We start from the raw sequence: 21,768 nt of genomic DNA on the forward strand, positions 1-21,768 counted from the left end.
GTCTTAACAAGCTGGCGTTAACTCTTTGCTTTCTCGCCGCCGATCCTCTCGGCGACGAGATAGAGCGGGCGGCCTTTCACCTCGGCGAAGATGCGGGCGATATATTCGCCGAGCACGCCGAGCGAGAGCAACTGGACCCCGGAGAAGAAGGCGATCGAGACGATCAGCGAGGCGTAGCCCGGCACGTCGACGCCGAGAATCATGGTTTTGACGAAGAACCAGGCGGCCATGGCGAGCGCGAATCCGGAAATCAGAATCCCGGCATAGGCCCACATCTTCAGCGGGATCGACGAGAAGGACATCAGCCCGTCGAGGGCGAAGCGCGCGAGCCTCGTAAAATTGAAGGTGGAGACGCCGAAAGCGCGCTCCTCCACCGTGAAAGGCACGCCGATGGTCTTGAAGCCGATCCAGGCGAACAGGCCCTTGTTGAAGCGGGCCTTTTCGCGCATCTGCAGCAGGGCGTCGACCGCTTGCCGGTCGAGCAGCCTGAAATCGCCGGCGCCCTCGGGCAAAGCGACGTCGCCGAAATGGTCGATGATGCGGTAGAACACCCGCGTCAGCGCCACGCGCAGCCTCGGGTCGGTGGCGCGGTCCAGCCTCTCGCCATAGATGTTCTTATATCCGTCGCGCCATTTTTCGACGAGTTGCGGGATCACTTCGGGCGGATGCTGCAGATCGGCGTCCATGATGACGACCGCCGCGCCGCGCGCTTGATCCAGTCCCGCCGCGATCGCTATTTCCTTGCCGAAGTTGCGGCTGAAGGAGATTGCGCAGATGCGCGGGTCGAAGGCGTTGAGCTCCCGCAATATCTCCAGGGTCTCGTCCCGCGAGCCGTCGTCCACGAAGACGACCTCGAAAGGCGCGCCGAGGTCTTCCATGACGGGGATCAGCCTTCCGACCAGTGGCCGCAGATTGCGCGCCTCGTTGTAGCCCGGCACGACGATCGAAATTTCCGGAAGATATTGGGTCATGGATGTTCTTCCACCACGAATTTGCGGCAAAGTGTAGGGGCAATGCCCGCCTTCAGCGAAGTCCCGTCATCGCTCGGACTTCCGCCGGCGCGGCGCCTTCGGCCCGCAGGTCGCGCAAGGTCCGCGACATGCGGCTTTTGGAGAGCTTGTCCCCTTCTGTGTCCCGCAGCAGCCGATGGTGCCGGTAATCGGGCACGGGGAGGCCGAGCAGATGCTGCAGCAGCCGATGCAGCCCGGTCGCGTGAAAAAGATCTTCGCCGCGCACGACGTCGGTCACGCCCTGCAGCGCGTCGTCGACCACGACGGCGAGATGATAGCTCGCGGGCGTGTCCTTGCGGGCGAGAACCACATCGCCCCAGCGCTCGGGCTGCGCCGGGATCGCACCGGCGCCGAACTCGTTCCATGTCAGGTTGGCCGGCGCGAGCTTGAGCGCCGCGCCCATATCGAGCCGCAGCGCGACGCCTCCCTTCGACAATATCTCCCGGGCCGGACTGCGCTCCTTTGCGCGGCATGTGCCAGGGTAGAGCAGGGCGCCGTCGGGATCGGGCGGCTGGTCATTGGAGTCGTGTCTTATCGTGTTTTCTTCACGCGAACCGGTTCCCACTTCGCTCGAAAACGCTCTGAGCGCATGACGCGCGATGTCCCCGCGCGTGCAGTCGCAGGGATAGAGCAGCCCCAGGGCGTCCAGCCGCTCCAGCGCTTCGGCGTAATCGGAAAAATGCTCCGACTGGCGGCGGACCGGGCGCTCCCAGTCCAAGCCCAGCCAGGCCAGATCCTCATAGATCGCCGCCTCATATTCAGGCTTGGAGCGGGCGCGGTCGATGTCCTCGATCCGCAGCAGAAAGCGCCCGCCGCCTTCGCGCGCGAGATTGAAATTCATCAGCGCCGAAAAGGCGTGGCCGAGATGCAAATAACCATTCGGCGAAGGCGCAAAGCGAAAAACCCGGCGCGAAGGCGCGCTCACGCGCGTCCTTTTTCGACGATGGCCAGCGCGGCCCCGAAGGCGCCTTCGATGTCGAGCTCGCTGGTGTCGAGCGTCACGGCGTCGTCGGCGGGTTTCAGCGGCGCCACGCTGCGGGCGCTGTCCCTCTCGTCGCGCTTCTTCACGTCGGCCAGAATATTCTGATAATCGGCCTTCTCGCCGCGGCCGGCGAGTTCGAGCGCGCGCCTCTGCGCCCTTTTCTCGGCGCTCGCGGTGACGAAAATCTTCACCCGGGCGTCGGGACATATCACGGTGCCGATGTCCCGCCCATCGAGCACGGCGCCTTCGTCGGTGGCGGCGAAGCGGCGCTGGAGATCGACGAGTTCCGCCCGCACCTCGGGCAAAGCGGCGACGATGGAGGCGGATTCGCCCATCTCGCGGCTGCGCAGGCGCTGATCGTCGAAATCGGTCAGCGAAAGCCCGCGCGCGGCGGCGACCGCCGCCTCGATGTCGTCGAGCCGCAGCCCCTCGTCGAGCAGCGCGCAGGCGGTGGCGCGATAAAGCAGGCCGGTGTCGAGATGCGGCAGGCCGTAATGGGCCGCGAGGCGGCGCGCCAGCGTGCCCTTGCCGGAGGCGGCCGGCCCGTCGATGGCGATGACGAGGCGGCTCACGAAAATTTCGCTCCGAGCTTTTCCATCAGCGGCCGGAAGGCAGGGAAGCTGGTCGCGATCATGGTCTCATCGTCTACCGTCACCGCCTGCCGCGCGGCGAGGCCCATGACGAGAAAGCTCATGGCGATGCGATGGTCGAGATGGGTTTCAACGAGGCCGCCGCCTTTGACATCGCCGGCGCCGCCGCGAACGAAGAGGTCGTCGCCCTCTATCGCGCAATCGACGCCATTGGCGGTAAGGCCGGCGGCGATCGCCGCGAGGCGGTCCGATTCCTTGACCCGCAGTTCGGAGAGGCCGCGCATGCGGGTTTCGCCCGAGGCGAAAGCGGCGACCACCGCGAGGATCGGATATTCGTCGATCATGGAGGGCGCCCGCGCCGCCGGAACGTCGACGCCGCGGAGATCCGCCGAATAGCGCGCCCTGATGTCCGCGACCTCTTCGCCGCCCTCGACGCGGCGGTTTTCGACCTCGATATGGGCGCCCATCTCGAGCAGCGTGGTGAGCAGGCCCGAGCGCAACGGATTGGTCATCACGCCTTCGATCGTGATGTCGGAGCCTTCCGTGATCAGGGCGGCTGCGAGCGGGAAAGCCGCGGAGGAGGGATCGGCGGGAACGCATACTTTGCTGGCGCGCAGTTGCGGCCTTCCTTCCAGCGTGATCTTGCGGCCGTGCTCGCCGAAGGGCTCGCTGACGACTTGGGCGCCGAAATGCAGCAGCATTTTCTCGGTATGGTCGCGCGAGGCTTCGGTCTCGATCACCGTGGTGCGGCCGGGGGAATTGAGCCCGGCGAGCAGCACGGCGGATTTGATCTGGGCCGAGGCGACCGGCGTTTTATATTCGATCGGCAGCGGCTCGGCGGTCCCCTGCAGAAGAATGGGGCAGCGTCCGCCTTCGGCCTGTTCCAGCACGCGGGCGCCCTGCAGTTGCAGCGGATCGAGGATGCGCCTCATCGGGCGCTTGCGCAGCGAGGCGTCGCCGTCGAAGCGCGCGGTGACGGCGTGGCCGCCGACGACGCCCATCATGAGGCGCGAGCCGGTTCCGGCATTGCCGAAATCCAGGATTTCCTCAGGGTTCAGCAGGGAGCCAAGTCCGGCCCCGTTCACAGTCCACAGCCCTTCGCCGTGGCGGACGACGCGGGCGCCGAGCTGGCGGCAGGCGGCGCCGGTGCGGAGCACGTCGTCTCCCTCCAGCAGGCCCTCGATCTGCGTCTCGCCGACGCAAAGAAGCCCGAGAATCAGGGCGCGGTGGGAGACGGATTTATCGCCCGGCGGGCGCAGCCGCCCCGAAAGGCCGGTCGAGCGCGATGCGCTGAGCGGGGCGGGCTCTGGATGAGTTGCGTCGTTCAAGGATACCACTTGCCTCGCCCTTCCGGCGGAGAGGGTCGGCCGCTCGGCCGCCCGGGAAGCATCGGGGCGATGGTGTAAGTCCCGCGCATTCGCTTGTAAAGGATTTGGGCGCGCGCTGGGCGACGGGACCTCCCGAAACTCCTCGTCCAGAGGAGGCCTCATCGAGGCCGTCTCGAAGGGCGAGGATCAATTGTCCTCCCGTCCTTCGAGACGCCCGCTGCGCGGGCCGCAAGGGACGCTTCTTGTCGAATGGTTCCTTTGCCGGTGGCAAGAGACAAAAGGCGCCAGAAGGATTATGAGCGCGAGTACAAATGGCGCGCAGTTGATGGGAAGCGGTGCGCCGACCGGACCCGGCGCTGGGAAAAATCATGACCGAGCTGAATTTCAAGGGCAAAGAGTTCGTCTACAACCATCATCTCGCCGTGCCCTTCCGCCCGCTCGTGCCGCATCCCGAGAAGGGGATCGGGCCGGTCGCGCTCGACGGCAATCTCGTCATTCACGGAGATAATCTGCACGCCCTCAAGGCCCTGCTGCCGCTCTATGCCGGCAAGGTCGACTGCATTTTCATCGACCCGCCTTACAACACCGGCAATGAGGGTTGGTGCTACAACGATAATGTCAACGCCCCGATGATCCGGGAATGGCTCGCGTCCAATCCCATCGGTATCGAGGACGGCCTGCGCCACGATAAATGGTGTGCGATGATGTGGCCGAGGTTGAGGTTATTGCATGAGTTGCTTTCGGATACTGGTAGCTTCTGGGTTACGCTAGACGATAATGAAATACACCGAGCTCGGATGATGCTGGACGGCATTTTCGGAGAATCTAATTTTGTAGCTTGTTGTATTTGGCACAAAAACTATTCCCCTAAACCATCAGCTCAGTTCTTTTCTGACGATCACGATTATATCCTGGTATATGCTAAAGATAAACTGACCTGGCGTCCGAACATGCTTGGGCGAACGGAAAGCATGAATGCCAGGTATTCCAATCCAGACAACGATCCACGCGGGGCATGGAAGCCTGGAGATCTTTCAGCCAGAAATTATTATAGCGAAGGAACATACTCGATTCGCTGTCCGTCAGGACGGCTTATCGAAGGGCCACCCGGAGGCAATTACTGGCGGGTAAAAGAGGCCAAGCTTTGGGAAATGAATAGAGATAATCGTATTTGGTGGGGCGAAGACGGAAATAACGTCCCGTCCATCAAGCGATTTTTATCCGAAGTAAGGGGGCGTGTTCCTCAGACCCTATGGGAATACGACGAGGTCGGACACACACAAGATGCAAAAAAAGAGCTTATATCTATATTAAAGCCCGAGAAGGCTGAAGACGTATTTATCACGCCAAAGCCAGTAGCTCTAATATCTAAGGTCCTTGATCTTGCTACCGACGAGAATTCTGTTGTTTTAGATTCATTTTCTGGCTCAGGCACTACCGCGCACGCCGTGCTTGAAGCTAACAAACGCGACAACGGCAACCGGCGTTTCATCCTTGTCGAGATGGAGGATTACGCCGACAAACTCACCGCCGAACGGGTCCGCCGCGTCATCGAGGGTTATCCATTCAAGGGCTCGCAGCGGACCGAGCTGTTGCGCGAACGCCTCAATTGGAAGGCGATCTCCAATGCCGGCGATCTGGTTCACAAGGTCGAAGCCATCGAAAATCTCCACGGCCATGAATATGACCGCATCAAAAAAGAAGTAAAAGACGGCGAGCTGATCGTCACCGGTGAAAAGACGGTCGAGGAACGCACAGACGGTCTCGGCGGCGCCTTCACCTATTGCACGCTGGGCGATCCGGTCGAACTCGACAAGGTGCTGACCGGCGAAACCCTGCCGTCCTATGAGGGGCTCGGCGCCGCGCTGTTCCATATGGCGACCAGTCATGCGCTCGATCCGGCCAAAGTGCGCGAGGCGGATTTTTACCTCGGCGCGGTCGCGGGTCAGCATGTCTGGCTGATTTACAAGCCCGATCTCGATTGGCTGAAATCGCCGGAGTCCGCGCTCACGCTCTCCCGCGCCAAAGAGTTCGCAGCGACGGCCCCGGATGCGCGTCATCTGGTCATTGCTCCGGCCCGCTTCGTGAGCCAGAAGATGCTGGCGGAACAGAATATCCCGGTCGAATTCGTGCCGCTGCCTTTCGCGCTCTACCGGATCGATCGGAGCTGACGCCATGTTTCGCCAGCTCGATTATCAGGACCGGACGGTAGCGACGCTCGACGCTTTTCTCGACCAGCTCAAGGCCAAGAAGGCGAAGACCGACAAGGTGGCCGCGCTCGCAGCGCAGGAGCCCGATCTCGGCCTCGTCGCGCCGGACTTCACGAAAGAAGCATGGGAGGCAATGAAGGCGGCCGGGAAATTGCCCGCCTCCCGCGATAATATTCCCTTCTCCCCGCGCGAGGACGGCTGCAGCCGTCCCGTGCCCAATGCTGTGCTGAAAGTGCCGACCGGCGGCGGCAAGACCTGGCTGGCGGTTTCGGCTCTTTCGCGGATCATGGGGCGTTATCTCGACCGCAACACCGGCTTCGTGCTGTGGATCGTGCCCAATGAGGCGATCTACACGCAAACGCTGAAAGCGCTGAAGGACCGCCAGCACCCCTATCGGCAGGCGCTCGACAGGGCCGCTGCCGGACGGGTGCGGATCATGGAAAAGACCGACCGCCTCGATGCGCGCGACGTGGAAACCAACCTCTGCGTCATGCTGCTGATGCTGCAATCGGCGAATCGCGAAACCCAGGACTCCCTGAAAATGTTTCAGGACCGGGGCGACGTTCACGGCTTCTTTCCACCGGAAGGCGAGCAACAGGCGCACAAGGCGGCCATCGACCTCACGCCTAATCTATCCGCCTATGTCGGCCTGTTTCCGATGGTGAAGGACTCTCTCGGCAATGCGCTCCGGGTCATCCGGCCGGTTGTGGTGCTGGACGAGGGACACCGGGCCGTTTCGGACCTCGCTTTCGGCACGCTCTATGGCTTCAACCCCTGTTTCGTGCTCGAGCTGACGGCCACGCCGCAGGATGTACAACCCCGCGGCGGCCGCAGCCCGCGCGAAGGGCGATACGCCAATCTGCTGGTGGAAGTCACCGGACGGGAGCTGGATCGGGAGGGCATGATAAAAATGCCCCTAAACCTCGACCCGCGCCAAGGCGCCGACTGGAAGGCCACGCTCAACGCCGCGCTGGCGAGGCTCGACGCCCTCGATATGCAGGCTCGCCGCCTGCAAGCCGACACCGGGCGCTATATTCGCCCGATCATGCTGATTCAGGTCGAACGCACCGGGGCCGATCAGCGCGAAAGCGGCCATATCCACGCCGACGACGTGAGAGACTGGCTGCTGACGGCCGGTTTCGACGCCGCGGAAATCGCAATCAAGACGGCGCAGCAAAACGACCTGAACGCCCCGGAAAATCAAGATTTGCTCGCGCCGACCAATCGCGTGCGGGCGATAATTACCAAGCAGGCCTTGCAAGAAGGCTGGGATTGTCCCTTCGCCTATGTGCTTTGCAGTCTTGCCGCGAGTTCCAACCTCAAGGCGATGACGCAGCTCGTGGGGCGCATCCTGCGGCAACCCGGCGCGTTGAAAACCGAGATCGAGGCGCTCGATGAGTGCCATGTGATCACCCATCACGCGGACACCGCGTCGGTGGTCGCGGCGATCAAGGGCGGCCTCGAACAGGACGGCCTCGGCGATCTGGTTTTGCGGGTGACGCAGGAAGACAAAGCCGGAAGCGGTCAGACAACCCGGACCATCAAGCGACGCCCGGCGTTCCAATCGACTGAAATCTACCTGCCCAAGGTGATGCTGGCGGAGGGGACCGAGGTCCGCGATCTCGATTACGAAACCGACGTGCTGGCCGCCATCGACTGGCGGGGCTTCGATGCGGCTGCGCTGGCGAATCGTATCCCCGAAAATGCCCAAGCCGCGGAAAGCCAGCTTCAGAAGATCAGGCTGTCGGACGACGGCGAAGAGCTGTTTATCGGGGAAACGGTCGCCGCCAACTCCGAAACCCTGAGATTCGATCCCGCGCACGCGGTGCGGATGATCTCGGACATCGTCCTAAATCCCTTCGTCGGCCGGGAAATCGTCGCGGGTACTGTGCGCCATCTTCGCGCCCGCGGCTTCGACGACGCAAAGCTCGGCCAGCTCGCCAGCCTGATCGTCGAAGAATTGCGCAAGGGGCTGGACGAGGCCCGCAATGGGCGGGCGGAAGCCCTGTTCAAGGCAGAGGTGGAAGCCGGGCGCATCCAGTTCAGGTTACGGCTCGACGGTCGCAACTGGCGCATGCCGTTCAGCGTGGAGACTTCGGAGCCGGAGAACGCCCGCCAATTGGTCAATCGGGCGGGCGGGCCATTGGAGAAGAGTCTGTTCTCGCCAATCTACGAAAACGAACTCAACGCTGATGAGAGCGACGTTGCGGTGTATCTCGACGGGGAGAAGACGCTGACGTGGTGGCACCGCAATGTGGCGCGGACGCAATATGGCATTCAGGGTTGGAAGAAGGCGAAGATATATCCCGACTTCATCTTCGCCGTTCACCGGGAAGGCGAAAACAAGCGGGTCGTGATTCTCGAAACCAAGGGCGATCAGCTGGATAACCTCGACACCGCATACAAACGGGAGGCGCTCGATTTCCTTTCCGGTCAATTCCAGTGGGATGACGCAACCCCGGTAGGAGAGTTGGAACTCGTGAAGGAAGGCGAGACAGTCGAGGGCACGCTAATTCTGATGAGCGAGTGGAAAGCAAAGCTTCCAGAATATTTATGACGTGGCGAGCGGCGGGGTCGCTTGTCCAGTCACTTCACAAATTTGATGGCCGCATAGACGAAGCCGCCCAGCGCGATCTGGGTTACCACCAGCCACCGCAAAATATCGACTTTTAGATTTGCGACTGAAGTTTCGATCTTGGCCTCGAGCCGCGTCTCGACTTCCCTCAAATCGCGCTTTGTGGCCAATTCCTGGCCGGTCGCCTCGGAGAAAGCCTCCGCTGCAGCCTTGGCCTGCGCATGGGTGAATCCGCCGGCTTCCAGCCTTTCGACGAATTTCAGCGCGTCGAATGCGACTGCGCCGCTCATGGGTTCTCTTCCGAATTATCGCCCGCGTGTGGAGTTGCGGCAAGAGCGTCAAACCGCAGCGACACAGTTCGCTTGACCGTTTGGGAGAGACCCTCGGCGTCGAGCCGGAGGTCGCGAGGCTCCGCGGCCGGTCGGCCACGGAGCCTTTGAAGTTAATGTCCCATCGTGCAGGAAGCCTCTGAAGTGGTCGCGCTCTTGAGCGCGGGGATGGTCGTGACCGTATGGACCGAAGTCTTGTGGGCGCTGGCTGCATCCGGCATCGTGTAGGCCCAGGTGCCGGAGCTGGAGTCCTTGTTGCAGCACCAGGACTTGCTCGACTGCGCAAAGGGCGGGGCGGCAGTATTGCCGTCGCACTGGACGTAGTAGGTGGTGTTCGTCGCCGTCGGAACGTTGCCCGTCATGCTGTTGTCCCATTTGGGGACGCCGGCGTTGACCTGCGGAATGGTGAATTCCGCGAAGGGCGGCGATTTATTGATCGTGAAGGTATAGGTTTGCGCCGGGCTCTTGTTGTCGATGAGGAACACGGGACAAGTCGAAGGATCGCGGGCGTTCATGATGAACGCCGGGTTCAATTCGTTGACCGGCTTGTCATGGACGGCATCGTTGACGCAGACGCGATAGCTGGCGAACTTGATCGCGGCGTTGGGATCATATCCCAGCGACACATTGATCGGTTGCTCGGCCGGGAACTGATTTTCCAGGTGCTTCACGCTTCCGACATCGACGATATAACCCGTCGCCTCGGCCTGGATGTTGCCCACGGCGTCGTCGACCGAATAGGCATAGGCTCCAGGTATTTGCAGGTAGTTCTTGCCGTGAATGAGCTGCACCCAGGGGTTGAAGGCGTATTTCTCGTCGGGCAAAGTCCCATAATTGAGTTTGTCGAATTCCAGCTTGACCGCAAGATATTTGCTGTAGTCCTTCGGCTTCTTGTGGTCGTTCGGATCGGACCAGGTCCAGTAGCCGGGCGTGTTTTCGAGCAGATTATCTGCGGGTTGGCAACCGTAGCCCTTCCTTCCGGCGGCGTCCTCGGTCCACGGCGTCCATCCATAGATATGCGCGAGGTCGCCATTGATGGTTTGGCCGACGGGGGTTCCCGTGCAAAGTCCGCTTCTGAAGAGAGCCAGATAATTCTGGTAATTCGCCTGCAGCAGCGCCACGACATCGAGGAGAGCGTCGCAAAAAGTCGTATTTCCCTGGGGGCTGTGGGTGCAGGCGTGCGCCCAATTCACCCCCTGGTCCTTCAGACTCTGTATGGCGGGCCAAAGCCTGTCCGGCCATTGCGGCGCAGGCTCGAGATCGGCGGGCGGGTTGGCGCCGGACAATCTCGCAAACACTTCGAGCGGCGACGGCAGCTTGGGTACGATTTCCTTCGTTCCATCGGCGTATGTAAAGACGAAGCGCGGCCAGGCGTCGGCCCCGTATTTGGCGTTCTGGTCCTTCCAGAACTGATTGCCGAGGCTTCGGAAGCCGCCCGGGTTGGCCGTGAGCGATATCGGCGTGCCGACATAACCGACCTGGTCGTTGTTTTTTGGCCCCATCGCGGCCGGCCCATAGGCGACGTTGACGTAGCTCACGTCGAAATCGGCGTTACGCACGTCGAGGCGATTGGGCGGCGAATCATTGACGACCTTCTGCTCCTGCCGGGCGCCCAGCGTGGCCTCCAGAAGCTGGCTCGGGCCGTATTTGGGGAAGGTGCCGTCGGTGTCGGTCACGAACTCCAGCGAGCAGGGGTTGTCGCGAGTGGACGAGCACGTCGGCCAGGTCGGGGCGGCCGCCGCCGACTTCATTTGCTTCTGATTCTTCCTCAGACTGCCATTGTAAAACTCGGTATAGGCCCTCGGCGGCCTCGAGGTCGGACTGTAGAACAGCTGGATGTTCTGACCCTGCCACCATTCGGCAAACTGGTCGTTTGCCGTGGGGACGACGGTCTGGGCCAATTGCGTATAGAGGGGAAGCGTTATTTCAACGCTGTGCCCCGGCGCGATGCCGGTGGTCGGATTGATGTAGATTCGATTGGTTAGTGTCGTGGGATAAGGATAGTTCCCTATTTGGCTGTTGGGCACCTTGCACCACGCCTGGAGCCAGATGTCCTTATCGGGCAAACCGACCTCGAACTCCGCGAACAGGTACTGATCGGGGGTATCGTTGTAAATCGTGATCGTCTGGACAGGGGGCGCCGGGCACACGACTTGCGCCTTCGCCGGCGCGCTCGCGATCAGACATGGCGCGAGAAAACAGGCCGTAAAAGCCGCTTTTGATTGTGGTCCGCTCTTCCAATACCAGGCCATCGCCCGCTCCGTTTGTTTTTTCATTCGAAAAGCCGCGCCGGCCCAGTCGCTGAAAGGCTGTTTCGGCGCAGCAAACCCGGCGCAAACCCAAGGAAGGCGCCGCTTTCGCCGCTGATTAAAACTTCGCCACGATGGGAGCCGCCGACCCCCAATCGAAGTGATAGTTGACGCCGGCGCGCGCCAGTACGCCGTCATATTTCACACGGGTCGTCAGGCTATTGGCGAAGAGAACCGCGCCCGGGGCGCCGTTGACGAGACTGGTCCCGTTATAATCGAGCGCTCCCACGGGGCTCGCCCCGAAGCTTGCGGAGCCGAGGTCGTAATAGAGAGCCTCGGCCTTGAGGCTCCAGTTCGGCGTGAACATCCACTCGCCGCCGCCGCCGACGGTCCAGCCGGCGCGCGTGTCCGAATAGCTCCCGGTTCCGCCAAAGGTCGGATAGATCGTCGGCAGGCTGTCGGAGAAGGACAGCATGTTGGCGGCGGTCGCATGGACGCCGCCATAGGCGAGACCGCCCGTCGCATAGGCCAGCAAGGTCGGGGTCACGAGATAGCCGACCCGGCCGCGCACCGTGCCGAGCCAGTCGACGCCCGCGGCGACGGCGCCCGAGCCGGCGGCGGTTTCAAAGGCGCCGGAGGCGTCGGGTCCGAATCGCACGATTCCGGCGCGACCGCCCGCCCCCCGGATCGCGGAACCCTGGAGATCGGCTTCGAGTCCAATGACGAAGCTGGGGCTCCATTGATAATTGTAGCCGATCTGCCCGCCGCCGACGAAGCCGGATTGATTGACGCTGGCGACGCCGGAATTGGCGATGGCGGCGAAGCCCCGCGGCGTCCCCCACGTAGGATCGGCGGCGATATTGTCGACCAGGGGAAAACCCGCGGTCGGGACGCCGTTGGTCCCGCCCCAGCCATAACCCGCGTTCAGGCCTGCGTAAAAACCGCTCCAGACGATCGGCCGCGCGGATTCCGGCGCTGGAGCCGCCGCCCCCCAATTGAAGTGATAGTTGACGCCGGCGCGCGCCAGCACGCCGTCATATTTCACTCGTGTGGACAGGCCGTTTGCGAACATGAGGGCGCCGGGGACGCCGGTGGAGAGATTGGTCCCGTCCGGGTCGAGCGCTCCCACGGGGCTCGACCCGAAGCTTGCGGAGCCGAGATCGTAATAGAGCGCCTCGGCCTTGAGGCTCCAATTCGGCATGAACATCCACTCGCCGCCGCCGCCGACGGTCCAGCCGACGCGCGTGTCCGAATAGCTCCCGGTTCCGCCAAAGGTCGGATAGATCGTCGGCAGGCTGTCCGAGAAGGCGAGCGCGTGGGCGGCGTTCGCATGGACGCCGCCATAGGCGAGACCGCCCGTCGCATAGGCCAGCAAGGTCGGGGTCACGAGATAGCCGACCCGGCCGCGCACCGTGCCGAGCCAGTCGACGCCCGCGGCGACGGCGCCCGAGCCGGCGGCGGTTTCAAAGGCGCCGGAGGCGTCGGGTCCGAATCGCACGATTCCGGCGCGACCGCCCGCCCCCCGGATCGCGGAACCCTGGAGATCGGCTTCGAGCCCGACGACGAAGCTGGGGCTCCATTGATAATTGTAGCCGATCTGCCCGCCGCCGACGAAGCCGGATTGATTGACGCTGGCGACGCCGGAATTGGCGATGGCGGCGAAGCCCAGCGGCGTTCTCCACCAGGGATCGGCGGCGATATTGTCGACCAGGGGAAAAGCCGCGGTCGGGACGCCGTTGGTCCCGCCCCAGCCATAACCCGCGTTCAGGCCTGCGTAAAAACCGCTCCAGATCGGCGGCGGGGGAACATATTCAGGCATGCTCTTGCGCGATGGAAGGTCCGCGGCTGCCGCTTGGCCTCCGGCGAGCGCGATCGTTAAAATGGTTATTCGGAACTTCACGGCCATCGACAGTCTCTCCGTCCCCGCGGAATCGTACAACTGGTTGAAAGTGACAATGTTTTTTTATACTGTCAATTCCTCTGAATAGAGGGGGTCATGGACGATAGTTGATCGAACGGCTTTGATTTTATTGACGGAGAATTGCTTTGATGGATGATCGCGCGCCGCGGCGGCTGCATTTGCCGCAAGCTGTTCAGGACCGCGCAATTCTGCCGCCGGGGTTGCAGTTGTGATACGGCTTCAGCGAGATCGCCGCGATCCGTGGAAGCAACCGCGCGCATAGCCGTGACCGTCGGGTCGACTCTCAGGTTGCATGGCGTACGATTCCCGGCCCAACTGCTCCTGATGTCGCGCGAGGGGGAAACGGGCAGGTCAGCCGGGAGGAAACGAAGCGAGGCCAAATCCAGGCGCATGGCGTTTTGCTTCGGCGCTCACCGCCGTTTTCGGGGTGTCGCAGACGCCAAAAATCTTTTATAAGTCTTTGAATTTATTGGAGCGGGCGAAGGGAATCGAACCCTCGACATACAGCTTGGGAAGCTGTCGTTCTACCACTGAACTACGCCCGCGAAGCGGCGGCTTTTCCGTCGCCGCAATGAAAATAGCAGAAAGCCCGGCATTCAGCCAAGTCGTTTTCCGCGACGGTCGCTTTTCACCGAAACTGACCCAGCGCAGGAATCGCGGCGACGATCTTGTCCACATTTTCCTTGCCGATGACCTGATCGGCGTGGGCGAAAATCTCCGAGGCGAGCTTCTGCATCTGGCTCATGTCGAGGCCGAGGCCCGACAATTTGCCGGCGAGCGCCATGATGTCGCCCTTGGCCCCGCCCATCAGGCCGCCGAGGCCACCGAGCAGCGAATCGAGTCCGCCGCCTCCGGGAGCCGCAGCCGCGGCGTCGATCGCCTCCTGAGCGCCCGGAACCTTGGCGAGCAATTCCGCCACCGGGCCTTCCGGAAACTCCTTCTGGATGAAACCAAGCACATGGCCGATCGAGATTTTTGCCGTGTTCTCATCGAGGCCGACGGCGTCGCAGATGCGTTTGATCAAATCTTCCATGTGCGGAATCTCCTCAAAATGCCGCGTTCCTCGCGTGAGCGGCCAAGCGCTTTGTGGCCGCTGAGGGAGGCAAAAGCAAGGAGCCCTGGAGCGGGGGCGGCCATGGCTGCGCGCGTTGGTTCAGCCGGCGTCGAGCCCATAGAGCGTGTGCAGCGTCCGGACGGCGAGTTCGGTGTAGGCCGCGTCGATCAGAACCGAGAATTTGATTTCCGAGGTGGTGATGGCCCGGATGTTGATTCCCTTGTCGGCGAGGGCGCGAAAACCCTGCGCCGCGACGCCGGCGTGGCTGCGCATGCCGACCCCGATCGCCGAGACCTTGGCGACGTCTCTCGCGCCCGATATCGAGGCGAAGCCGACGCCGTTTTTGCCCTGCTCCAGCAATGCCCGGGCGCGGTCGTAATCCGCCGCGCCGACCGTGAAGGTCATGTCGGTCATGTTGTCTTCGGAGACGGTCTGGACGATCATGTCCACATTGATGCCGGCCTCCGCCAGCGGCATGAAGACCGCGGCCGCGACGCCGGGCTTGTCGGCCACGCGCCGCAAGGTGATCTGCGCTTCGTCGCGAGAGAAGGCGATGCCTGTGACGACCTGGGCTTCCAAAATATCCTCCTCTTTGCAGATAAGCGTGCCGCTGCGGGGATTTTCCGGGTCGTCGAAGGAGGAGCGCACATAGGTCGGCACGTCGTGCACCAGCGCCACCTCGACCGACCGCACCTGCAGAACCTTGGCGCCCAGCGACGCCATCTCCAGCATTTCCTCGAAGGCCACTTTTTCCATGCGCCGGGCCTTGGGCACTACGCGCGGATCGGTGGTGTAGACGCCGTCGACGTCGGTGTAGATGTCGCAGCGGTCCGCCCCGATGGCCGCAGCCAGGGCCACCGCGCTCGTGTCCGAGCCGCCGCGTCCCAGAGTGGTGATCCGGCCGGTGGGCGCATGTATTCCCTGGAAGCCCGCGACCACCGCGACCTCGCCGCGGGTGAAGCCGCCGAGAATCCCTTTCGCTTCGATATCCTGGATTCGCGCCGCGCCATGGGCGTCGTCGGTGAGGACGGGGATCTGCCATCCCTGCCAGGAGCGCGCCGAAATGCCGATTTTCTGCAGCGCTATGGCGAGAAGACCGGCGGTCACCTGCTCGCCCGAGGCCACGACGGCGTCGTATTCGCGCATGTCGTGGAGCGGCGCCGCCTCCTTGCACCAGGCCACGAGCTCGTTGGTCTTGCCGGACATGGCGGACACCACCACCGCGACCTGATGACCCGCCTCCACCTCGCGTTTGACGTGGCGTGCGACATTATGAATCCGCTCGACCGTGGCGACCGAGGTGCCGCCGAATTTCATCACCAGACGGGACATTACGAAACCAGGAGAAGGTGAGAGACCATGCCGATGGCGGATCAGGGCGCGCCGGCGACACGACGGCAAAAGCCTGTCGACTTTTGCGGCGCCGCGCTCCGCCGCTCGCCTCTGGCCGAAGGCCGCGCTATATGTTACCGCGAGGTCGCCGGTGTCAACGTCGACCTTGGCCAGGAAGCCGCCGACATCGCGCATCGTTCTCATCCGACCGGTTCCCGCTCTGTTTGCTGCGGCGCTGACAATCATGGCGCGCCGGCGGCGTTCCCGCGGAAAAAAGCCTTCGCGTCAGGCTGCATCAAGAGGTTCTCGTGCCCCATAACGCCCGTCCCACGTCCCCCAGCGTCAATCGCGACGACGTCGAACGCTTCAACCGGCTCGGAGACCTGTGGTGGGACGCGGGCGGCAAGATGGGGATTCTGCATAAGATCAACCCGGTGCGGGTCGACTACATTCGTGACCTCGCCGTGCGCCATCTTCATCGCGACCGCTACGCCGAACCCCCTCTGGAGGGGGTGACCGTCGCGGACATCGGCTGCGGCGGCGGAATTTTATCCGAGTCGCTCGCCGGGCTGGGCGCAAGGGTGACGGGCGTGGATCCGGCTCCCAACAATATCGAGGTCGCGCGCAGGCACGCCGAGAAATCGGGACTGAGCATCGATTACCGGAACACGACGGCCGAAGCTCTCGCCGCAACCGGAGCGCAATTCGACATCGTCGCGGCGCTGGAGGTGATCGAGCATGTCGAGGGCCAGAGGGCTTTTGTCGCGATGCTTTCCGGGCTGGTGAAGCCCGGCGGGCTGCTTTTTCTGGCGACGATCGATCGCACCATGAAGAGCTACGCGCTCGCGATCGTCGGGGCCGAATATGTCCTCGGCTGGGTGCCCAGAGGCACGCATGATCACGATAAATTCGTCCGGCCGGATGAGCTGTCGGGCTGGGTGCGGCGCGCCGGCATGCGCGAGATCGACCGCGCCGGGATGAGTTTCCAGCCCCTGTCGCGCTCCTGGGCCAGGAGCCGCGACACCGATGTCAACTATCTGATGGCGGCCAAGAAGGATCTTTAAAAAAACCGCTGTTTCCTTCGTCCTTCCGCCTCCTTCCTCTCTTGTTCGAACGCCAGCTGAGCGATAGAATTTACAGATGACGCGCGAAACCTCGTTTAAGCCGGCGCGCTGCGGCCTTTTCAGCAGCGTCGTCGTCGCAGCCCTCGGCGCAGCCTTGTGTTTGGGCGGCGCTCCTGCCTTGGCCAAGAGCAAGCCCGCGGCGAAGGACGCCGGCGCCGCGAGCGAAAGCCCTGCCGATGCGCCCGCAGATTCCCACGGCAAAGCCGATTCCCACGGTAAAAAGGGCGCCGGCAAGAAAAACGGCCATGACGCCGCCGCAAAGCCCGAGCTTCTCGGGAGCTTCGGCGACTGGAACGCTTTTTCGGTGCAGGGAAAGACCTGCTACGCGCTCGGCTCGCCCAAGGAGCGCCAGCCCAAGGCGAAGCTCAAGGACTCCCAGGCCTATGTCTTCATTTCCACCCGCCCCGGCGAGGGCGTGAAAAACGAAGTCGCGGTCAATCTCGGCTACCCCACCAAGGACAATGGCAGCGCCGTCGCCGACGTGGACGGCGACACTTTCGATCTCGTGACCAAAGGCAACAACGCCTGGGTGAAAAACACCGCCAAGGAAAAAGAATTCGTCGAGACGCTGAAGAGCGGGTCCAAGCTGGTCGTGAAGGCGTCTTCCGCCAAAGGCTCGGCGACGACCGACACCTATTCGCTCAAGGGGCTCTCGGAGGCTTTGACGCGCGTTCAGCAGGAATGCAAATAGCCGCGGCGCGGCTCGTTCCGCCGAGGTCGCTTCGCTTCCTGTGAAATTTCACCGTCGGCGTGCTTTCATTCCGTTCCCTCGGGCAGGATCGATTCGGCGCGCCATTCCGTCGCACCGGCGGATGTCGCATCATAGACGGCGGCCCCGATCGCTTCGCCGAGATCGGTGTGGAGGCCGACGCAGCTTTCCGGCCTGTCGCCTTTCGGCGCAGCGACAATGATGCAATCGGTTCCCGTGCCCGTCGCCGGAGCCGTATCGCGCCGGTCGCAACTCTCCATCACCGCCGCGGTTCGCGCCTGGGTCGCAATGGACACGGCTTCGATGAAGGCGCCTTTGGAGAGCGGGCGAGAGCTGTGAATCAGCGTATTGATCGTCCCGAAGGCGTGAGCCTGGCTCCTGCGGCGCCTTCCCACCCTCTCTGCGTTTGAAAGGCCGACAGTGGCGACGCAGGTGGCGCCGGCCCCGCCGATGACGGACTGCGCGATATGATGACGCCGGATATCTCGCGAAGTCATGAATGCGGCGGCCCCGCCCAGCGCCTCCGCCGCGAGCCTCTCTCTCAGAAAGACGACCGGGTCTATGTCGATGGGCAAATCCCTGTCGTGGACTTCGAGCCAAACGATTTCTCGCGTGGACCCGAAGCCGGGCGCGAGGATCGACCATCCCACCGTATCGACGGGTTCGTCGAACCGGACGACGAGAAGAGGCGGCGCGAGGTCGAGCCTGAATGGCAGTCCTATGGGCTGGCGCACTGAAGTTTTCCGGGTGAGGATCGACGAGCCGGCGGCCGGCTCGCCGCATGTTTGCAATTTTCTTCAGGCGTGGCGCGCCGAGAGGCTCGAGGCGCGCTTTCTTCTCAGGCTCGTCGAGGAGGCGATCGACTTCAGAGCCGACAAGCCGCCGAAGGCGCAGGCGTTGATGAGCAGAATGCGAGTCGCGCCGAGAAAGTCGACGTGTTCGAGCAAACCCAGTCCCGCATCGATCAGCAACAGGGAGCCTTCATAGGCGACGAAGGCCGCGACGAACGCAGCGCTGAGGCCGGCGACGCCAGATATGCGACGCGCTGCGAGTCCCGCCGCTTCGCAGGAAATAAGGGCGATCGCGCCGAGCGCGGCGCCCCAGGCGAGCGTTTCGCCGTCGATCGGATAATGCAGGAAAGCAAAGCCCGCCGCCTGGTTCGCGAGCCATGCGGCGCCGGTCGCCAATAGCGCTGTGCGGCGGTCGAAGGACATGGCGGAAATCGCCGCGAAAGCGGCCAGAGGAACCGCGCAGGCGAAGCCGAGCGTGAACAGCGCGCCAATGACGGCGAGCGCAGCGATCGATAGCGTGGTTCGGGAAACAGGAGAAGAAAAGTCTGATGCAGTCACGGCAGGTCTCCTTCGGTTGAGGTGGCGTCGCCACCCTTTCTGTTCGACGTCCGCGCCTGTGGAGCGTTGACGACGAGAATTTGGCTCGCGCTCCGGCAGGCCGCGCATCAGCTCAGAACGCCACTTTGATGGAGCCGCGGAAAGTCCGCGGCGCGCCGATCACGTTGAAGTTGTATGTCTGCATGCTCCAACCCGGAGTGAGCGGCTGGAAGAATTGCCCGTAGCCGTTGGGGTTGAAGGCGTCGAAGGAGGACGGAACCAGGCCGCCCGTCGTGAAGTAGGTTTTGTCGAAGAGGTTATCGACGTTGAGCTGCAGAGTGACTTTGTATTTGTCGTAGTTGAACCCGTAGGTTCCAAAAACCCCGACCAGCCCGTAGCTCGGCGCCGACGAGCCATAGATGTAGGAGCCGTCGTCGGCGTAGTGATGGAACGGAAGATAGCCCGTGTAGTCGTAGCGCGCGCCGAGCTTCAAGCCTTTCAGTTGGCCATCCCTGAATTCGTAGCTCGACGAGAGGGTCCCCGTGTTGCGCGGAACGAAGGGTAGCGGCGAACCAATGGGTGCGACATTGACGTTGAAGGGCATCGACCTGGTCGCAATGGCGTCGATGTTGGCGTAGGCCAGATTCACGTTCCAGCCGGGCAGCGGCTCGCCCTGAATTTCGAGTTCCGGTCCCTGTGATCGTCCTTCGCCGATGAGCAGCACGGAATTGAAATTGTGCGGAACGCCGACGGGAATGTTGGTCTTGACGAGATGATAATAGTCGGCCGTGACTTGAAGCCTGTCGTTCAGCAATGAAAGCTTGAGTCCCGCCTCCTCCTGCACGCCGGCGCTCGGCGGCGTCGGTTGGTCCGTGCCGTAGACCAATTGGCCATTGTAGTTCGGGCTGTAGGATTCCGAGTAGCTACCATAGAAGCTGATCCATTCGAGCGGCCGCCACAGCAGCGCGGCGCGCGGCGTGATCCTGTGATCGAGGGACTGGCCTCTTTTGGCGATCGTGTCGAAGTTGCAGGGAACGCCGGTCCAGGGATACGCAAAGAGCCCGCAGGTCGAGGTATCGGCGGCGCCCGTCCGGCTGTTGATATATTGGTAGCGCGCCCCTCCCAGCACGTTGAAGCCATAGGGCAGCTTGATCTGATCCTGCAGATAGACGCCGAGATTGTCGGCGTATTGTTCCGTGGCGTTGGACGGCGCCAGTCCATAGGGCAGGGGTGAAAGCCGGGTCGGCGGGCCCAGGAGGGCGATCGTTCCCGGATAGGCCGGCGCCTGACTGACGCCCCTGAAATTATAGCGGTAGTAATCGGCGCCGATCAGCAAGGCGTGACCGATCTGCTCGGTGGTATTGAAATGGCCAACCAGATTGACCGTGGTGGCATATTCCGCCTGTCTGTTGTCGGACGGATAAGAAGAATAATTCAGTAGGACCGAATTGGAGGGTGTATAGCAAGAACCGACGTACCGTGGATTGGTGATGCAATCTTGGATGTTGGTCGAGCCGCCGATATCCTGCCAGTTGTTGCGCAAGAGCTGCATGAAGGCGGTCTGCTGGATCGACCAGTCCTTGTCGAAGGCGTGACGCCACGTAAGCTCGGTGAGGCTCTGCTCCTGCGTGTAGGGCGATGGTGGTCCGAAGTTCACGCTGCGCCCGAGCCACAGCGGGATGACGTTGTTGTAATAGGGAATGAAATACTGGTCCTGGTTCAGATTGTTTCGTTGGTATTGCTCCGATACCCTGATCCAGGTGTCGGCGTCGACGTTCCAGCGGAAGGTCGGGTTGACCATCCAATTCCTGCTGTAGTCGAACTGTCGGAAAGACCCGTCGTTCTCGTACGATCCGACGACGCGGTAAAGCATGCTCTTGTCTGGAGTTAGGGGTCCGGTGGCGTCGAGAGTGGTCCGGTAGGAGGCATAGCCGCCGATCTGCTGCTGGACCGAATATGCGGGCCGATCCAGCGGCTGCCTGGTGTTGAGATTGACGATGCCCCCGGGCTCCACGGCGCCGTAAAGGACGGCGGCAGGACCTTTCAGCACTTCGATGTTCTCGACATTCGCCAGCTCGGCGCCGCCCGGGCCGGCGAAGGCGGTCCCGAAGCTGTCGATTCTGAACCCGTCGCGGAAATAATTCTGCGTCGGGAAGCCTCGGATATTGAGCTTTGTGAAGGTATTTCCGAGCGCGGCGTTACCGCCGCCAGCTGTGTTGACGCCGCCGACATTGCGCAGCGCCTGATCGAGCGTCACGGCCTGCTGGTCTTCCAGCATCTGATGCGTGACGATCTTGGTCGCGACCGGCGTATCCATGACCGGCGCGTCGACCTTGGTCCCGACCGATTGGATCGGCGCGGCATAGGATTTGGGATCGTTGCAGACTCCGCCGGCGCAGAGCTGGCCGTTGTTGCCGGGGCCGATTTCCGCGCCGTAGCCGCCCGGGGCCGCCGAGGGGTCGGCAATCGGCTTTGCGGCCGAAGGGAGCGGCTTGGGCGCATCCACCTCGATCGCGGGAAGCCATTCCTGGCCATAGGCGGAGGGCGACAGGGAGGCTGATAAGATACAGGGCAGGATAGGCAGGCGACGCCGCGTGATGGCGCAAAATCCGCGTTTCGCGGATGGGGAGTTCTCGGGCATGGAAATTCGCAGCAGGCGTGGGCCGTCACTGCGAAAGGTCTTGGCCTGTCATATTCGCGCTGAAAGCGCGCTACGACAGTTTTGGACCGCCTCGGTGCACCCCGCCCGACGCTATCGCGCGTGACCACGAACGATGGCAGGTCTCCTGGCTCACGGGTCTTCGCCTCGGACCGCCTTCCCAGGGATGCCTCCCCAGTGGCTTACTGGCCCTTAGACTCGCCGCTTACAGTTGCGGGGGCAGCCCCGGCATTGCGCAAGTTGCGCGCACCGGGTTCCCTTTTGATCCCCGAGGGGAACCATCAGCGCAAATAAGGACGCAGGCGCGGCGCCCTGTCAAGCTGCTTTGCAAAAGGAAATGCGAACTGCGGCTGTTCCAAAAAACGCTC

The 21,768-nt window shown here is 62.6% G+C and carries 16 protein-coding genes, 1 tRNA gene, 1 pseudogene and 1 riboswitch; of the genes and pseudogenes, 4 read left to right on the top strand and 14 right to left on the bottom strand.

The annotated features are described in order from the left end of the window. Positions 1-17: 17 nt before the first annotated feature. The 4 genes from H2LOC_RS18710 to aroA are packed head-to-tail and all read right to left on the bottom strand — an operon-like array spanning position 18 to position 3,910. The gene (locus H2LOC_RS18710) at positions 18-971 is read right to left on the bottom strand and encodes a glycosyltransferase family 2 protein (protein ID WP_136497213.1); all 954 of its coding nucleotides are present in this window, start codon (positions 969-971) and stop codon (positions 18-20) included. Positions 972-1,023: 52 nt separating this feature from the next. Further along, entirely contained in the window at positions 1,024-1,935 is a 912-nt protein-coding gene (gene gluQRS, locus H2LOC_RS18715; protein WP_136497212.1) for a tRNA glutamyl-Q(34) synthetase GluQRS, read from the bottom strand. Continuing rightward, positions 1,932-2,564 (bottom strand): (d)CMP kinase, encoded by a 633-nt coding sequence (gene cmk / locus H2LOC_RS18720; protein WP_202620497.1) that lies wholly within the window; start codon positions 2,562-2,564, stop codon positions 1,932-1,934. The genes gluQRS and cmk overlap by 4 nt, the downstream gene beginning before the upstream one ends. Next, positions 2,561-3,910, bottom strand: coding sequence for a 3-phosphoshikimate 1-carboxyvinyltransferase (gene aroA, locus H2LOC_RS18725; protein ID WP_136497210.1), 1,350 nt, complete (start codon positions 3,908-3,910; stop codon positions 2,561-2,563). The genes cmk and aroA overlap by 4 nt, the downstream gene beginning before the upstream one ends. Before the next feature lie 368 nt (positions 3,911-4,278). Between aroA and H2LOC_RS18730 the strand changes: the two genes are divergently transcribed. Both H2LOC_RS18730 and H2LOC_RS18735 read left to right on the top strand, forming a co-directional pair. Further along, a complete protein-coding gene (locus tag H2LOC_RS18730; protein ID WP_136497209.1) occupies positions 4,279-6,081 on the top strand; it encodes a site-specific DNA-methyltransferase in 1,803 nt (600 codons plus the stop codon). A gap of 4 nt (positions 6,082-6,085) precedes the next feature. Then, the gene (locus H2LOC_RS18735; protein WP_136497208.1) at positions 6,086-8,677 is read left to right on the top strand and encodes a DEAD/DEAH box helicase; all 2,592 of its coding nucleotides are present in this window, start codon (positions 6,086-6,088) and stop codon (positions 8,675-8,677) included. A gap of 29 nt (positions 8,678-8,706) precedes the next feature. On the opposite strand, the gene H2LOC_RS18740 is transcribed toward H2LOC_RS18735, so the two are convergent. The 7 genes and pseudogenes from H2LOC_RS18740 to H2LOC_RS18765 form a co-directional block, all read right to left on the bottom strand. Beyond that, on the bottom strand, positions 8,707-8,985 hold the full coding sequence (locus tag H2LOC_RS18740) for a hypothetical protein (RefSeq protein ID WP_136497207.1): 279 nt from the start codon (positions 8,983-8,985) through the stop codon (positions 8,707-8,709). Between the two features lie 152 nt (positions 8,986-9,137). Then, positions 9,138-11,300 (bottom strand): hypothetical protein, encoded by a 2,163-nt coding sequence (locus H2LOC_RS18745; protein ID WP_136497206.1) that lies wholly within the window; start codon positions 11,298-11,300, stop codon positions 9,138-9,140. Positions 11,301-11,391: 91 nt separating this feature from the next. Next, positions 11,392-12,345 carry an outer membrane protein gene (locus H2LOC_RS22140; protein WP_425487346.1) on the bottom strand — a complete coding sequence of 318 codons (954 nt, stop codon included), beginning with the start codon at positions 12,343-12,345 and terminating at the stop codon, positions 11,392-11,394. Positions 12,346-12,416: 71 nt separating this feature from the next. Then, a pseudogene (locus H2LOC_RS22145) lies at positions 12,417-13,179 on the bottom strand (outer membrane protein); the annotation flags it as partial. A gap of 485 nt (positions 13,180-13,664) precedes the next feature. Continuing rightward, positions 13,665-13,739, bottom strand: a tRNA-Gly gene (locus H2LOC_RS18755). An 83-nt stretch (positions 13,740-13,822) separates the two neighbouring features. Further along, positions 13,823-14,227 (bottom strand): DUF2780 domain-containing protein, encoded by a 405-nt coding sequence (locus H2LOC_RS18760; RefSeq protein ID WP_136497205.1) that lies wholly within the window; start codon positions 14,225-14,227, stop codon positions 13,823-13,825. A gap of 120 nt (positions 14,228-14,347) precedes the next feature. After that, entirely contained in the window at positions 14,348-15,580 is a 1,233-nt protein-coding gene (locus H2LOC_RS18765; protein ID WP_154331758.1) for an aspartate kinase, read from the bottom strand. A 308-nt stretch (positions 15,581-15,888) separates the two neighbouring features. Here H2LOC_RS18765 and ubiG point away from each other — a divergent pair, with 308 nt between their 5' ends. Together ubiG and H2LOC_RS18775 are read left to right on the top strand one after the other, a co-directional pair. Continuing rightward, positions 15,889-16,644 (top strand): bifunctional 2-polyprenyl-6-hydroxyphenol methylase/3-demethylubiquinol 3-O-methyltransferase UbiG, encoded by a 756-nt coding sequence (ubiG, locus tag H2LOC_RS18770; protein WP_136497204.1) that lies wholly within the window; start codon positions 15,889-15,891, stop codon positions 16,642-16,644. A gap of 76 nt (positions 16,645-16,720) precedes the next feature. After that, positions 16,721-17,395, top strand: coding sequence for an invasion associated locus B family protein (locus tag H2LOC_RS18775; RefSeq protein ID WP_202620498.1), 675 nt, complete (start codon positions 16,721-16,723; stop codon positions 17,393-17,395). Between the two features lie 65 nt (positions 17,396-17,460). Here the strand turns inward: H2LOC_RS18775 and H2LOC_RS18780 are convergent, their stop codons facing one another. The 3 genes from H2LOC_RS18780 to H2LOC_RS18790 form a co-directional block, all read right to left on the bottom strand. Beyond that, positions 17,461-18,147, bottom strand: coding sequence for an adenosylcobinamide amidohydrolase (locus tag H2LOC_RS18780; RefSeq protein WP_246206894.1), 687 nt, complete (start codon positions 18,145-18,147; stop codon positions 17,461-17,463). A 63-nt stretch (positions 18,148-18,210) separates the two neighbouring features. Next, the gene (locus H2LOC_RS18785) at positions 18,211-18,762 is read right to left on the bottom strand and encodes a hypothetical protein (protein ID WP_136497203.1); all 552 of its coding nucleotides are present in this window, start codon (positions 18,760-18,762) and stop codon (positions 18,211-18,213) included. A gap of 112 nt (positions 18,763-18,874) precedes the next feature. After that, positions 18,875-21,382, bottom strand: a complete 2,508-nt coding sequence (locus H2LOC_RS18790; protein WP_136497202.1) for a TonB-dependent siderophore receptor — start codon at positions 21,380-21,382, stop codon at positions 18,875-18,877. A gap of 118 nt (positions 21,383-21,500) precedes the next feature. Next, a riboswitch (cobalamin riboswitch) is annotated at positions 21,501-21,697 on the bottom strand. Between the last annotated feature and the right edge of the window lie 71 nt (positions 21,698-21,768).

The organism is Methylocystis heyeri (assembly GCF_004802635.2).
GTDB classification, from domain to species: Bacteria; Pseudomonadota; Alphaproteobacteria; order Rhizobiales; family Beijerinckiaceae; genus Methylocystis; species Methylocystis heyeri.